Annotated in this window: 8 protein-coding genes; 7 read left to right on the forward strand and 1 reads right to left on the reverse strand. The window is 73.1% G+C overall.

From position 1 onward, the window contains the following. The first annotated feature begins 21 nt into the window (after positions 1-21). The gene (locus tag B2K11_RS04260) at positions 22-1,026 is read left to right on the forward strand and encodes a glycosyl hydrolase family 32 (protein ID WP_163617033.1); all 1,005 of its coding nucleotides are present in this window, start codon (positions 22-24) and stop codon (positions 1,024-1,026) included. Positions 1,027-1,197: 171 nt separating this feature from the next. After that, entirely contained in the window at positions 1,198-1,959 is a 762-nt protein-coding gene (locus B2K11_RS04265) for a hypothetical protein (RefSeq protein WP_239525716.1), read from the forward strand. Positions 1,960-1,981: 22 nt separating this feature from the next. Here B2K11_RS04265 and B2K11_RS04270 read toward each other — a convergent pair whose 3' ends face one another. Continuing rightward, on the reverse strand, positions 1,982-2,926 hold the full coding sequence (locus B2K11_RS04270; protein ID WP_163617034.1) for a Ppx/GppA phosphatase family protein: 945 nt from the start codon (positions 2,924-2,926) through the stop codon (positions 1,982-1,984). Between the two features lie 121 nt (positions 2,927-3,047). On the opposite strand from B2K11_RS04270, the gene coaA reads away from it, so the two are divergent. From coaA to B2K11_RS04295, 5 genes are all read left to right on the forward strand, one after another. Then, positions 3,048-4,016 carry a type I pantothenate kinase gene (gene coaA, locus B2K11_RS04275; protein WP_163617035.1) on the forward strand — a complete coding sequence of 323 codons (969 nt, stop codon included), beginning with the start codon at positions 3,048-3,050 and terminating at the stop codon, positions 4,014-4,016. 188 nt (positions 4,017-4,204) lie between these two features. Continuing rightward, positions 4,205-6,979 (forward strand): DUF6603 domain-containing protein, encoded by a 2,775-nt coding sequence (locus B2K11_RS04280; protein WP_163617036.1) that lies wholly within the window; start codon positions 4,205-4,207, stop codon positions 6,977-6,979. Continuing rightward, a complete protein-coding gene (locus tag B2K11_RS04285; RefSeq protein WP_163617037.1) occupies positions 6,976-10,053 on the forward strand; it encodes a hypothetical protein in 3,078 nt (1,025 codons plus the stop codon). The genes B2K11_RS04280 and B2K11_RS04285 overlap by 4 nt, the downstream gene beginning before the upstream one ends. Next, positions 10,046-14,161 carry a hypothetical protein gene (locus B2K11_RS04290; RefSeq protein WP_163617038.1) on the forward strand — a complete coding sequence of 1,372 codons (4,116 nt, stop codon included), beginning with the start codon at positions 10,046-10,048 and terminating at the stop codon, positions 14,159-14,161. The genes B2K11_RS04285 and B2K11_RS04290 overlap by 8 nt, the downstream gene beginning before the upstream one ends. Positions 14,162-14,163: 2 nt before the next feature. Further along, the coding region (locus B2K11_RS04295; protein ID WP_204260003.1) for a hypothetical protein at positions 14,164-14,801 on the forward strand (638 nt) is incomplete at its 3' end.

Raw genomic sequence — 14,801 nt, forward strand, 5'->3', positions numbered from 1 at the left:
CTCATTCGAAAGGCTTCTCCCTTGTTCGACCTCCCCGGCTCCTGGGTATGGGACTTCTGGTTCGCCGACGACGGCGACCGCTATCACCTGTTCTTCCTCTACGCCTCGCGCGCGCTCCATGATCCCGACGCCCGCCACCATCGTGCGTCGATCGGCCACGCGGTATCGACCGACCTCGTCGAGTGGACGCAGGTCGCGGACGCGCTCGTGCACAGTGATGCTCCGGCCTTCGACGAGCTCGCCACCTGGACGGGCTCGGTGGTGCGGCATCCGGACGGGACGTGGTTCCTGTTCTACACGGGTGCCTCGCTCTCCGCCGACGGCCGGAATGTCCAGCGGATCGGCTACGCCACCTCGGCCGACCTCCTCGTCTGGACGAAGGCGAAGGGACCGGTGCTCGAAGCACGCGCGCCCTGGTACGAGAAGCTAGAGAGCGGCGCCTGGCACGATGAGGCCTTCCGCGACCCCTGGGTGTTCGCCGACCCGGGCGGCGACGGGTGGCACATGCTGCTCACCGCCCGCGCCCCGGAGGGGCCGGTCGCCGGGCGAGGCGTGGTGGGTCACGCCTGGTCGCCCGACCTGCGCACGTGGGAGTTGCGCGCTCCACTGACCGTGCCGAGCGAGCAGGGGTTCGGGCAGCTGGAAGTGCTGCAGGCCGAGGTCGTCGACGGGCGGCCGGTGCTGATCTTCTCCTGCCTTGCCGAACACGCCACCGACGCGCGGCGCGACGGCGGCGGAGGCACCTGGGCGGTGCCGGCGGGGAGCCTGCTCGGCCCGTTCGACGTGGACGCCGCGTACCCCCTGACGGACGAGCGGCTCTACGTCGGGCGTCTGCTGCGACGCCGCTCGGACGGGCGGTGGCTGCTCTTCGCGTTCCGCAACGCCGGCGACGACGGGGCGTTCGTCGGAGGCATCACCGATCCCATGCCCGTGGCGTGGGAGGGGGACCGGCTTCTGGTTACGGAGGATCAGGTTCTGCTCAACGATGACACCCGTAACTTGAGACCTGAGACTCCCAGTCTCTAGAGTGACCAAGGTGCTCGGACTCTGGGGGGACGAGCACGGCGATGCGTCGACGGCTTCATGCCGTCGTGCGGAGAGCCGGGCCGGTGCCGGGTTGTGGGGACCCGGCACCGCGATCCCGGCCGTGGCGCGGCATCCGTCCGACACAGCCTGCGTCGGGGCGATAATCGGAGGATGCCGGATGCCGAACCCCGATCGCGGAGACCCGCGGGTCAGACGCGCGCGCTCATGCTCGAGGTCGCCGTCGCCCGGGTCAAGGCGGAGGGGCTGCAGCTCGACTACGCCAACATCGAGCTCGAAGACCTGATCCGCGCCGCAGGCGTCCCGCGCTCGACGGTCTTCCGCATCTGGCCCGACCGTGCGGCGTTCGTCGCGGACCTGGTCCGTGCGCTGTTCGAGGCCGATCCCGGGTTCGAGACCGGCTTCGACGCCGAGACGCTCGGGTTCATCGAGCACGCCGTGACCGGGGGCGCCGAAGCGGCGAGCTCGCCCGAGGAGCAGCAGGCGGCGCTTCGCGAAGTCCTGCGCGCGACGGTGGCGCACAACATGGCCGCCGTCGAGGACACCGTCGCCTGGCGCGTGTACCGGACGATGTCTGCGGCGCTCTCGAGCGGGGATGCGGTGCCGGGCGGCGATGAAATCCGCGCGCTGCTGTCGGAGATCGTCGGGCGGTATTTGGATCGGATGGCCGAGCTCTACCGCGTGCTCAACGCCGCGTTCGGGCTGCGCATGCGGTCGGGGCTCGACGAGCGCGACCTCGCGATCGCCGTCATGGCCACGATCGACGGCATGGGCGACCACCGCCGCATCAACCCCGTGATGATCGACGGTGCGCGCACGGTCTCGCTCGGTGTCGAAGGTCCGCGCGACTGGCACCTGGCGGGAATCGCGATCTCCGGCATCCACACCGCCTTCACGGAACGCATCGAGACGTAGTCCTGCGGCCGCCGCCCGGTGGTCAGGCGCTCGGCGCGCTCCAGCTGAGGGACTCGATGTAGCGCAGCAGCACGCCTTCGCGCAGGGCCCACGGTGAGACCTCGAGCTCGTCGACGTCGAGCGCGCGCATCGCCTCGTGCAGCACGACGGCGCCGGCCACGATCTGGAACGTGCGATCCGGAGTGATCCCCGGCAGCTCCTGTCGAGCGGATGCCGGGATGCGCGCGAGCCGCGGAATCCACGAGCCGAGCGAGGCGCGGGGGAGCAGCATCCGCTCGATCCCCGACCAGCCGGGCGCCGGATAGCCGACGAGCTTCGCGAGCGACCGGATCGCCTTGGACGAGCCGACCACGTGATCGGGGCGGTCGAGCTTGCCGAAGGTCGCGGCGACAGGCGCGAGCGTGGCGCGGGCATGGTGGCGGAGCTTCTCGACGGCGGCCTCGCCCGGCGGGTCGTCGGGAAGGAACTGGATCGTCATGCGCCCGGCGCCGAGGGGGACGGATGCCGCGGCCTCGGGCAGCTCGTCGGGCCCGGCTGCGATCTCGAGCGAGCCGCCGCCGATGTCGAACAGCAGGATCTGCCCGGCGGCCCAGCCGAACCAGCGGCGCACGGCGAGGAAGGTGTACCGCGCCTCGGTCTCGCCGCCCAGCACCTGCAGCGGCTGGCCGAGCGCCGCCTCGATGAGCGCGATGACCTCGGGGCCGTTCTTCGCCTCGCGCACGGCCGAGGTCGCCGTCGCCAGCAGCTCGTCGACGTGCTCGGACGCGGCGACCTCGCGCGCCTGGGTGACAGCGGCGACCAGCGCGGTGACGCCCTCTTCGGTGATCGAGCCGTCGGGCGCCAGGTAGCGCATCAGGCGCAGCACGGTGCGCTGGCTCGTCGTCGCGAGAGGCCGGCCGCCGGGACGGACGTCGGCGATCAGCAGGTGGACGGTGTTCGAGCCGATGTCGAGGACTCCGAGGCGCACGCGTTCAGAGTAGCGGCAGCAGCGTGCCCGGCCGTGTCGCCGTGTGGGAACAGCGAGGAGATGACGGATGCCGCGGGCCGCGGCATCCGTCATCCCGCCGCCAGCGGCTACGATGAACGCGATGTCCGCCGATGAAGCGACCACCTATGACATGGGTGCTGTCACCCCCGTTCTCTCGCTGTACCGCGAGATCGATCGCGCCGACTGGGCGCGGCTGGCCTCGGGCCTGACGCAGCCGCTCAGCGAGACCGAGATCGTGCAGATCCGCGGACTCGGAGACCGCCTCGACATGGCCGAGGTCGCGCAGGTGTACGTGCCCCTGTCGCGGCTGCTGTCGCTGTACGCCGAGTCCACCAAGCGGCTCGGCGCCGAGGAGTCGGGGTTCCTGGGCGAGGCGGATTCGACGACGCCGTTCATCGTCGGTGTCGCCGGGTCGGTCGCGGTGGGCAAGTCGACGATCGCGCGCCTGCTGCGCGAGCTGACCTCGCGCTGGCCCGGAACGCCGCGCGTCGAGCTCGTGACCACCGACGGCTTCCTGTACCCGAACGCCGAGCTCGAGCGTCGCGGACTCATGGACCGCAAGGGCTTCCCCGAGTCGTACGACCGCCGGGCGCTCGTGTCGTTCCTCACCGAGGTGAAGAGCGGCGCACCCGAGGTGCGGGCGCCGTTCTACTCGCACATGCGCTACGACATCGTCCCCGACGCCGTCGTCACGGTGCGCCGCCCCGACATCGTCATCGTCGAGGGCCTCAACGTGCTGCAGCCGCCGCCCACGCCCAACGACGTCGCGGTGAGCGACCTGTTCGACTTCTCGATCTTCGTCGACGCGGATGCCGCCCACATCTCGCAGTGGTACGTCGACCGCTTCCTCGCCCTGCGCCGGGCCGCGTTCAGCAACCCGAACTCGTTCTTCAACGTCTTCGCGCAGCTGTCGGACGAGGAGGCCGTGAAGCGCGCCCTCGGCTACTGGAACATGATCAACCTCCCGAACCTCGAGGAGAACGTGCTGCCCACCCGCCACCGCGCGAACCTCGTGCTGCAGAAGGCCGCCGACCATACGGTCGAGAAGGTGCTGCTCCGCAAGCTCTGACGCCGCCGCGAGCGCGGGCTGTTGACAACAGCGCGTGCGGAGGCCAGATTCGTCAGTGACGCCGCTGGTCAGGGGCAACGGCGCCCGAAGTCCGGTGTTCCCGCACCGCCGTGCCGTGGCTGGCGCGACGGTCCGTGCCTCGCACGTCCCGCTCCAGCACGTTCCTTCCATCGACCGCAGGGGGTCGGATGGACGACCTGCCCGCCCAGCTTCTCCGAGCGGCTCTCGACTACGTCCTCGGACGCCTCCGTGGCATGGCGACGCCGGCGAAGCTGAAGGACGCCGTCGACGGCGCGCTGCCACCCGACACCGGGCCCGTCGCGGCGCTCATCGACGCCGGACTCGCGAAGGCCGATGAGGCCTCAGCCCTGCTTGCCGCGGGAAACATCGCCGGCGCAGCCGTCGCCACGTGGGACGCGGTCGGACAGTTCTTCGCCGCCGCCGCGCTGCTCGGCGTGGACGCGGGCAGCGCCGCCCAGAGGGCGGTGGAGAAGCAGAGGCCGAAGGCGCTGCTGAGCCAGCTCGGCCTGACTGCGCCCACCGCGACCGCCTCGGGATCGGCCGTCGAGCTCGCGTGGACGCGGCGCGACGTGCGCGTCGCACTGTTCCGCGTCGGCACGGTCCGCCTCGTCGTCGCACTCTCGGGCACCGGGCTGCGCATGTCGGTGCGCGGCGGACAGGTGCGGATCGATCTCGGTCAGGCGACGGCAGGCGTGCTGAGAATCCTCATCGGCGCTGCGGGCAGCGCTGCCGCCGACTTCGAACTGACGGTGGATCACCGTGGATTGACGGCCGGCGGCAGTCTCGGCCCGATCGCGCTGCCGGCGCGTCTGGACGCACAGGTGGTCGAGCTCGAGGGGCTGGAACTCGCGCTCGAACCCGGGGGGCCCACGATGGGGCTGACGGTGCGCAGCCGTCTGGCGGTCGACATCGCGGGCGTGATCGGCGCCCGGGTCGACGGCTCCGGCGTGCGGCTGATGCTCGACGCCACCCGCATCCTGCGCGGTGAGCCGCCGTTCGGCGAGGGGGAGGGTGCCGTCGTGGCGGTGCCGCCCCGCGGCATCGGATTGTCGTTGACCGCGGGACCGGCGCGGGGGTCGGGCTACCTGCTCGTGCTTCCGGACGGGTACGGCGGTGTGCTCGACATCATGCTCGGGCCGGTCAAGGTGACGGCGTTCGGCCTGCTGCGTTCGAGCGGCGCAGACGGGATGTCGTTCGTCGCGGTGATGTCGGTGAGCTTCCCCGTGCCGATCGAACTGGGACTGCTGTTCACGTTGAACGCCGTCGGCGGCATCGTCGGACTCGGCGTAGGCATCGATCCCGCCGCCATCTCGTCGGGTCTCAAGGACGGCGTGCTCGACAACCTGCTCTTCCCCGAGGACGTCCGCAAGGCAGCGCCCACGATCCTGCAGTCGCTGGGCAGGATCTTCCCCGCCCAGCGCGGCGGGTTCGTCGTCGGGCCCATGCTGCGGCTCGGATGGGGCCGCCCCGTCACCCTGGTGACACTCGATGTCGCCGTCCTCCTCGCCGTGCCGGATCCGGTGATGATCGTGCTCGGGCGCGCACGGTCGGTGATCCCCGACGAGAGCGTGGCGATCATCGACCTGCGCGCCGCGGTCATGGCCCAGGTCGGTCGCGGGATCGTGCTGGTGCGCGCCGAGCTGTACTCGTCGCGCATCGGGTTCGTGTCGGTCTACGGCGGCATCGGCCTGCTCATCCGCTTCGGCGACGACCGCACGGTGGTGCTGAGCGCCGGGGGATTCCATCCCACCTACACGCGCAAGCCTCCCGAGCTCGCCGACCTCAGTCGCATCGGCGCCGAGATGTCCCCGCCGATCGGCCTGCAGCTGCGGGTGCAGGGGTACGTGGCGCTCACGCCCAACACCGTGCAGTTCGGCGGGGCGATCGAGATCGCCTACTCGGTGGGCATCGCCGCGGTGCGCGGTGCCCTCACTCTCGACGCCCTGATCCAGTTCGATCCGTTCGGGTTCGAGGTCGACATTACGGCGAGCGCCCACGTCGAGGCCCTCGGGTGCGCACTGTTCGGCGTCTCGCTCGCACTGCACCTGTCCGGCCCGAGCCCGTGGCGCGTGAGCGGCACCGGCAAGGTGACGCTCCCGTGGCCACTGCCGGACCCGAGCATCTCGTTCGGACCGGTGCAGTTCGGTGACGCGCCGGCTGCGCCGCCGCCGCCCCCCGTTCGCCCGCTGGGACTGGTCGCCGACGCCCTGCGCCGGCCCGGCGCGTGGCAGCGCATCGACCGGCAGGGCGCGCCGTCGCCGGTGCGGCTCGCACCCCTGCCGGATGGGGCGCTGGTGCTCGAGCCTTGGGGGCTCATGAGAACCAGTCAGCGGCTCGCGCCACTGGACATGACGCTCGAGCGCTGGGGTGCGGCATCCGTCGAACCCGCAGGGTGCCGACTTGCGCTGGCGGGTGCGGTCCGCATCGGCCCGGAAGGGCCGGAGCGGACGGATGCCGACCACTCCCCGGTCGCCGAAACGTTCGGCGTCGGCCAGTTCATGTCGCTCACCAAGGATGCGCAGCTGGCCGCGCCGGAGTTCGAGGAGCGCACCGGCGGTGTCGCGATCGACCCGTCGGACGCCGCAGCGGATGCGGGTGTGCTGCGCGGCTTCGCCACGAGCGCGACGATGGCGTACGAGGACTCGTGGCCCGGCGCGCCCGAGAAGAAGAGCTCCGGCGTGGGCTTCTTCGACCTGTCGGGCTGGGCGCGCTTCGTGCTGGACGCCGGACCGGCCGGAGCGACCAGGCTGCGCGTCGACGACCGCTACCGCGCCGACGACCTAGAGCGGCGCATCGCAGTGCGGCCGGTGAGCGAGACGCTCGTCACCGACGTCCGCACGGGAGCGGTCATCGCCGAGTTCGCGCCGTGGACCGACGCGGTGCACACAGCGAGCCAGTCGCTGGGCGGGCTGGCGTCGATGACGAAAGTGGTCGTGTCGTGAAGGTGCTCGACGTCACGGCCAGGATCGCCGCGATCGCCCCCGAGGATGCGGGTGCGGCGAGCTTCACGTTCCTGCCTTACCACCGGACGGGCGCGGCAGCCGGCATCCGTCGTCCCGTCTTCTCGACCGCCGCGGGCGTGCGCACCACGGTGGACGTGTCGTTCGCCCTCACCGATGGTGCCGGCACAGAGACGGTCTCGCAGCCCATCACGCTGCGCGGTCCCGGTGACGTGGTGGGCGTCGATCCCGCGCAGATCATCCGGCGCCACCCCGAGCCGGGCACCGGCGACGCACCCACCGGCGACCTCGTCCACATCGAGTTCGACACGCCCGACCTGCCCTGGATGTTCACGCCCGCCGCGCCGTCCGCGGGGCGGCTGCCACCCTGGCTGCGTCTCGTCGTCGTGCCCACCGCCTCCATCGTGCGCGACCTCGCGCCGGCCGGCCCCGACCTGCCCCCGGCGATCGAAGTGCCGCGCGCCGAGCTGCCCCCGCCCGGCGACGCGTGGGCGTGGGCGCACGCGCAGGTGTCGGGCAAGGGGCACGACGCGGCCGCACTGGCCGGCCATCTGGGGTCGGGATCGTCGCAGCTCAACCTCTCGCGCCTGGTGAGCCCGACGCGTCTGCGCCCGCGGGAGCGGTGGACGGCTCTCGTCGTGCCCACGTTCGATGCGGGCCGGCGCGCGGGACTGCGCGAGAGTCCGATCGGCACGCTCGCGTGGGCGTGGGACCCGAACGGCCCCGACACCGTCGTCCTCCCGGTCTACGACCGCTGGGAGTTCGCCACCGGCGAGGCTCGCGGCTTCGAGGAGCTTGCGCGGGCGATCGTGCCGGTGCCGGCCGCGGACGGCCTGGGCCGGCGCTGGGTGGACACTTCGCAGCCGGGGAGCGGGATCACGGTCGTCGGCGAGGACGGTCCCCGCCCGGTGCACGGCGCGCTCATCGCGCCCACTGCGTCGGGGGAGCCCGAGCCGTCCGACGACGGACGGTGGGATGCCGCGGCCACGACTCGTCTGCGTGCGCTCGTCGATGCGAGCACCGATCCCGCGGCCGACCCCGAGGTGGGGCCGCCGCTCTACGGCGGCGCGCATCTGCTGGCGGACGCGCTCCCTGCGGATGCGGCCGAGCCCGGCTGGCTCAGCGAGCTCAATCTCGATCCCGCCCACCGCATCGCAGCCGCGCTCGGCACCGCGGTGGTGCAGATGGACCAGGAGCCGCTCATGGCGGCCGCGTGGTCGCAGCTGCAGAACGTGCGCGAGGCGAACGAGGTGCTGCGCGCGGCGCAGTTCGCGCGGATCGTGTCGACGGCGCTGCACAGACGGACGATCGAACGGATGCCGCCGCCCGCCCTGCTGGCGGCCACGGCGCGCGCGCACGCCCAGGTCGACCTCGGCGGAGTCACGGTGCGGGCCACCGTCGCGGCGAGCGCGCTGCCGCATGCCGCGGTCGGCGGAGCGCTGCGCCGGCTCGCTCGACCCCTCGGGCGCACCGCCCGGTTCATCCCTCCCGGGGAGCGGGTGCAGGCGAGCGAACGTCTCATCGCCGACGGCGAGCTGGGCGCCGACTGGGTGCTGCCGGTCCCCGCGCCGGACGCGCGGAAGACGAGCGAGCTCATGGTTCGGCTCGAGGAGGGAGACGCGTCTCTCCTGAGCGATGTCGGCGCGGAGGACGAATCCGTCGCGCTGTTGACGGAACTCATCGACGCGCTGCCGACCCCCGACGAGGTACGGGCGCTCGAGGACGAGCCCGGTCTTCGGCTGCGCCTGGAGGGCATCGCCGCCGTCCTCGGCATGGGCTGGAAGCTCGCACTGTCGGACTCTCCCTGGGCGCTGCCGGCCCCGAGCGTGGCGCGCTTCCCCGATGCCGGGGTGGACCCGAAGCACCCCGACCCGTTCGACACAGATCTGCTCGATGCCGGTGTGTTCTCCCCGGTGATGACGGCGCTCGAGGAGCGGGGCTTCGAGGGTGTGCACCCGCTCGAGACCGAGCCCTCGATCGAAGAGCTGCGGGAACTCGCCGAACGGCCGAGTGAGGAGATCACCGCGTCCTTCGGCGAGGCGTTCACCGGCGAGTTCGCCGAGCCGGTCGAACCGCCGCGGGAACGTCTCGACATCGCCGGCCTCGACCTCGTCGGGCGGCTCCGGCCGTTCCTCACGCTGCCGCGGCGAGCGCGCACGCGGCTGCCCGGCCTCGCCGGCCTGTTCGGCCGTGACCCCGACGACCTCGATGACGTGCTAGCGGCGCCGGAGTTCCGGCATCCGCTCTACGAGGCCCTCAGCAGGTACGACCGCGAGTGGCTGATGCCCGGGGTCGCGGCGATTCCGGAGCCCGAGATGGTGACCGCGCTGCAGACCAACGCGGTCTTCGTGGAGAGCTTCCTCGTCGGGGCCAACCACGAGTTCGCGCGCGAACTCGTGTGGCGCGAGTACCCCACCGACGGGCGGGCGACGAGCCTGCGTCGGTTCTGGACGCCGGCGCCCGACCTCCTTGCCGGCATCCACACGATGCGCACGGGTGGGCTGGGAACACATCTCGACCCGGCGCGCGCGGGCAGGCTCGTCTTCGTCGTACGCGGCGAGCTGGTGCGACGGTTCCCGAACGTGCTTGCCAACGTGGCGGCCTCGACCAACGCCGACTACCCGGTCGGGTACGTGTCACGCCCCGTGCCGAGCCTCTTCCGGCTCGCCCTCGCCCCGAACCTGCTGCTGGTCGCGGTCGATCTCACCGCCGTCGCCGCGGTCGCGGCCGACGCCGGGCCGCCGGAGCCCCCGACGGGCGCCTTCTGGTTCACCCTCGCCGAGCATGTCGGTGCGCCGCGGTTCGGACTGGACGAGACCGCGACGCCCGCGGGTGCTCCCACCCCGAAGCGCGACGATCTCGCGTGGGACCGGTGGCTGCCGTCGGGTGGGCGCCACCTGCCGGCGACGGTCCCCGTCACGACCGACGCCCCCGACGTGCCCGAGACCTCGGCGAAGGTGGCGTGGGCGCTGTTCCAGAAGCCGGCGCGAGTGGGCTTCCGGGTGCGGACGCTGGTCGACGACATCTTCTCCGAGCGGGAGGACGACGATGGCTGAGGCCTGGGGCGATGTGGAACCCACCGTGCCGGTGCTTTTCGTTCCGGTGCGGGTGGAGACCCAGTCCCGGCACGCCATCCGCGACGGCGAGCCTGTCGTCGAGTTGCGGGTGCGGATCTACCCCGACGACATCGCGATCGACGAGGCGACCGGACGGCCGACGCTGCTTCCGGACTCGTTCCGCGTGGTCGTGTGGCAAGGCGACGTGCAGTCCGCCGCCGACGGCGAGCGGGTCATGCTCGACGACCTCGGCGTCCGTCTCGGCCATCTCGGCGCGCCGGGTGAGGACCGCGCTCGGGCGGAGGCGGAGTTCCGCGAACGCACCCTCGCGCTGCAGGCGCTCGCGTCCGAGGCTGCCGGCGCCGCCGATTGGATGCGCGACTACGACGTCGCGGTGCAGCGCGGGCTCGCGGTCACGGTGACACTGGCGGGCGGCGATGCGACCATCGACCGGCTGTACGTGTCGGGGCTGCGGCGCGCGGACCCGGATGCCGAATCCGACGCCGTGCTCGCCGCGCTCCGCGCGCACGGCGATCGGGCGCTGCTCGGCCCGGGAACGCCGACCAACAACACCGAGGCCGCGCGCTCCGGGTGGCACGCGAGCGGCACGGAGCCGGGAGCAGGCGTTCCGGCGACGGGGGGCGCCGTCGTCGCGCGCGCGCTCGGGCTCGACGACCCGGCCGCCTTCGACGACTGGGCGGGCGGCGCCGAGGACGACGAGCTTCCGAGGCGGATGGCCGAAGTGCTGTGGCCCGTCACGTGGGAACCATGGCTGCGCGACGCCGTGGCCGCCCGTGCCCTGTCGGCGTTCGATCGCTGGGACGTGCGCGAGCACCTCGCGGACTGGGTGCGTCCTTCCGGTCCGCTTCCCACGCTGCGTGCCGGACGCCAACCGTACGGCCTGCTCCCCGTCACCGTCACCCCGGAGTACACGGCGGCGGAGCGAGCGGATGCGCTGGTCGCGTTCGCGGTGCGCGCGGCCTGGCCGTCGTGGACGTCGGCGGCGGCGCCGCCCACCGTCACCGGCGGCGACCTCGCGGGCGCCCTGCCGCGCATCCTCGGGCTCGCGCCGGCGAGCCGCAACGTGCGCGTCCGACGCATCCTGCGCACCGACAGCGCCCTCGGCGCGTCGTTGCGGCGGACGGCCCCGGGTCTCGAAGAGGAACGCGCCGATGTCACGCGCGACCTCGAGATGCGACTCGGCGTCAGGCCGGGAGCGCTGCGCGGGGTGCCGCACATCGGGCAGCCGCGCATGCTGGGTCTTCCGCTGGTGCACGATACCGACGACGACGCGCTGGCCGTGCTGGCCGAGACGACCGACGAGACTTTCGAGGAGAGCGTGCTGCAGCTGCTCGCGACCGTGGCGCGAGCGAGCTCGTTCGCCGCCGCGCGCGCGTCGCTCGCGGAGATCATGCGGCGCATGGACTTCGGCGACGAGGAGATCGACATCGTCGTGCGGGAGCCGCAATCGGGGCCAGGCACGGAGCTCCGCGACACGCTCGTCCAACGACTGCGCGGGACGATGCAGCCGGGCCGCGACGCCTCGGAGGACGAGATCCGGCTCGACGCGCTCATGTCGCAGGTGACCCGGCCCGATGTCTTCGACTTCGGCGAGATGACCTCCACGGAGGTACCGCGCGGAGAGCTGGAGCGGCTTCGCGGCCAGGGGAGGGGCTTCATCGAGGCACTGCGGCGGTCGCCGCTCTCGGACCGGCTCTTCCCCGCATTCAGCTTGGCGTCGCTCGTTCGTGAGCTCGCCGCGATGCTCCTCGAGTACCTCTTCGCCCTCGACACGGCGTCTCGGGTGCGGCAAGGCGTCGCGGGGCTCACCGGGCTGGATCAGCCGCACCGCGAACGGCTCTTCGCCGGGGCGCTGGACGCCTCGTCACACCGGCTCGACGCGTGGGCGACGTCGCTCGCGACGCGTCGGCTCGAGCAGCTGCGCGCCTCGCGCCCCCGCGGTGTCGTCGTCGCGTCGTACGCGTGGCTGGAGGACATCGCGCTCTCGCCGCGGCCCGAGGACCCCGACGAGCCCGTGCGCTCGCCGGGCGTGGGATGGCTGCAGGCGCCTTCGCCCCGTCACGCCGCCACCGCCGCTGTGCTCCGCAGCGCGCGCCTGACGCACGCGCCGGGCGACGGCGCGGCGGAGGCGCTCGAGATCGACCTCAGCAGCACTCGATCGCGGGAGGCGATCGACATCGTGCGCGGGATGCGGCAGGGCCAGCAGCTCGGGGCGCTCCTCGGCTACCGGTTCGAGCGCTGGCTGCACGAGACCGATCTCTCCCTCAACCGGTTCGTGCCCGCCCTGCGCGCCCTCGCTCCGCTCGTCGTCGGCCGCGAGACTCCCGCGACGGCCGGCAGCGACGCGCTGGCCTACACCGGCGCGGTGGTCGACGGCGTGGTGCTGCGCGAGAAGCCGCCGTCCGCGGTCGCCGGCGGGCTCGCCAGCCCAGGGCCCGGGGTGACCCCCGCGAGCGCTGACGAGGTGGCCGTCGTGCAGTCGCTCATCGCGCGGCTCGACGAGGTGGCCGACGCCGTCGCCGATCTGCTGCTCGCGGAGGGCGTTCATCAGCTGGCCGGAGGCGACGCGGCGCGTGCGACCGCCGCGATGAACGCGATGTCGGGCGACACCCTGCCCGAGGAGCCCGACGTGCCGCGCTCGCCGGTCGAGCGGCACGGTGTCACGTCGCGCGTGGCGGTGCTGGGCGGCGGCGCCGCGAGCGGTATGCAGCAGGGGCAGGGGTGGGTCCCCGGCATCCGCTCTCGTGCTCACCCCCTGCTCGAAGCGTGGTGTCGTGACGTGCTCGGGCGTGCCGACCGGATCGCGGTGCAGGTGCGACCGAACGGCACCGCCACCCACCTCTCCATTCTCCGCCTCGGTGCCCTCGACCTGGTGCTCGCCGCCGACGGCAGCGTCGACGGTCTGGCCCGATTCTGGGCCCGGTGCCGGCGCGTGAGACCTTCGCTTCCCGCCGAGCCGCCGACCGGCCGCGAGGGGCTGCGCGACGGTCGCATCAGCCTCGGTGACGCGTGGGAGCTCGCGACGGCCGCACGGGCCGTGCTGACGGCGGCGCGGCCGCTCGAGCCGGGTGACCTCGTCGCCGGCGGCGGCTCCGTCGCACCGGCCTTCGCCGTGGACGAGACCGACCTCGCGGCGCGGGCGCAGCAGGCTCGAGACGACCTCTCATCCCTCGTGGGTGATCTGCCCACCGACCGGACAGGGCTCCTCCGTCGTGCCGACGCCCTGGCACTCGTCGGGATCGGCGACGGCACCGACCCCGCGACGCTCGCCGGCACGACAGTGGAAGAGCTGGAGATTCTCAGGGGGTACGTCGCCGGCCTGGACGGCCTGCTGGCGAGCCGACTGGCGGCAGCGGCAACCGCACCGCCGCGCGAAGCGCTCGGCGAGCTCGTGGGCGGCGTGCCGGCCGTCGCGCAGCTCGACCCGACCGCCGCCCCGGAGCTCGCCGGCGCGCTGCTGCCGATCGCCGACGGACTCGGCGTGCGGAAGTGGATCGCACGCCTGTCGACCGTGCGCCCCGCCGTCGGGGCGTACGCCACCCTGGCAGCCCTGCGCCGTGCGACAGGGCGCGGCGCAACCGTCCGCGCGGCCGTGTTCGGGGCCGACAGGTGGATCGGCGATGCCGAACCGCCGTCGGAGCCGGTCACCGCCCTCGTCTTCGAGCCGACCGCGCGGTTCGAGGCGACGGCCACGATCGCCGGGTTCGTGATCGACCAGTGGACCGAGCACCGCCCTGCCCTGCGCACGGTCGACGACGCGACCGAGCCGCCCACGCGCGAGCATCTGGTGTCGACGGGCCTCGCCGTGCACGCCAACGCTCCGGGTGCCCGCGCGCCGCAGGCCCTGCTGCTCGCGGTGTCACCGGACGGCGCCGGGTGGACCGAGGAGCGCGTGCACGCCGTCTTCGACGAGGTGCGCCTGCTGCTGCGCATGCGACTCGCGACGCCGGCCGACGTGCCGGGTCTCGGCGAGATCCTGCCCGCCATCGGCGTGCACCACTGGTCGCTGATCGACGAGCACGTGGTGGACCCGCAGCTGCTCCTCTCGCCGCAGAGCATCGTCGCGACGTTCACGAGAGGAGCCTGACGATGGCCGGCCTCTTCCGAGCGGTCCCGTTCCCCGGACGCGGTTCGATCCGGCCGTTCACGACGAGGATCGAGCCCAACCCGGTCAGCGGAGACCCCGCGCTGGGACTGATGGCTCAGGTGTGGGATCCGCTGTGGATGCTCGCGCGGCAGTGGCAGCTCGGCGAGCTCGCCGGCGAGGACACCGGCACGCCGCTGGCCGTGACCGTCGAGGCACGGTTCGATCCGCTCGTCGCGTGGCACCCCGGCCCGTTCGCGGGCGACGGGGCGGGATGGCGACCTCTCGGCGACGGAGAACTGCTGGAGCCCCTCGTCGAGGACGAGCCGGAGGGCGCGCTCCCGCCGCGCGCGGCTGCCGCGGTGGCGTGGGCGCTGCAGGACGCGCTGGCCGAGCTGGGCGAGGTGGCCGCGGTGGCTGCCCTCATCGAGAGGTGCGGAGTCGAGCGTGCGCCGTCACCGGCCGACCCCGAGGCCGAGCCGGCGGGGGACTGGTCGGGCATCCACGGGGTGCTCGCGGGTGCCGCGCTCGACGCTGCCCGCGTCGCGGCGGCCTTCTCGGCGGGTGCGCCCCCCCGCTTCCCGCCCCCGCCCCCGCCCCGGGGGCGGCCCCGCCGCGCCGGCGGGGGGGCCCCCCGCGGTTT

Source organism: Microbacterium sp. B35-30 (assembly GCF_010634855.1).
Taxonomy (GTDB): Bacteria; Actinomycetota; Actinomycetes; order Actinomycetales; family Microbacteriaceae; genus Microbacterium.

What these genes read in the sequence shown, in the direction of transcription:
- B2K11_RS04265 (WP_239525716.1), top strand. Translation starts at nt 1,198, where the DNA reads ATGCCGGATGCCGAACCCCGATCGCGGAGACCCGCGGGTCAGACGCGC.
- coaA (WP_163617035.1), top strand. Translation starts at nt 3,048, where the DNA reads ATGTCCGCCGATGAAGCGACCACCTATGACATGGGTGCTGTCACCCCC.
- B2K11_RS04280 (WP_163617036.1), top strand. Translation starts at nt 4,205, where the DNA reads ATGGACGACCTGCCCGCCCAGCTTCTCCGAGCGGCTCTCGACTACGTC.
- B2K11_RS04290 (WP_163617038.1), top strand. Translation starts at nt 10,046, where the DNA reads ATGGCTGAGGCCTGGGGCGATGTGGAACCCACCGTGCCGGTGCTTTTC.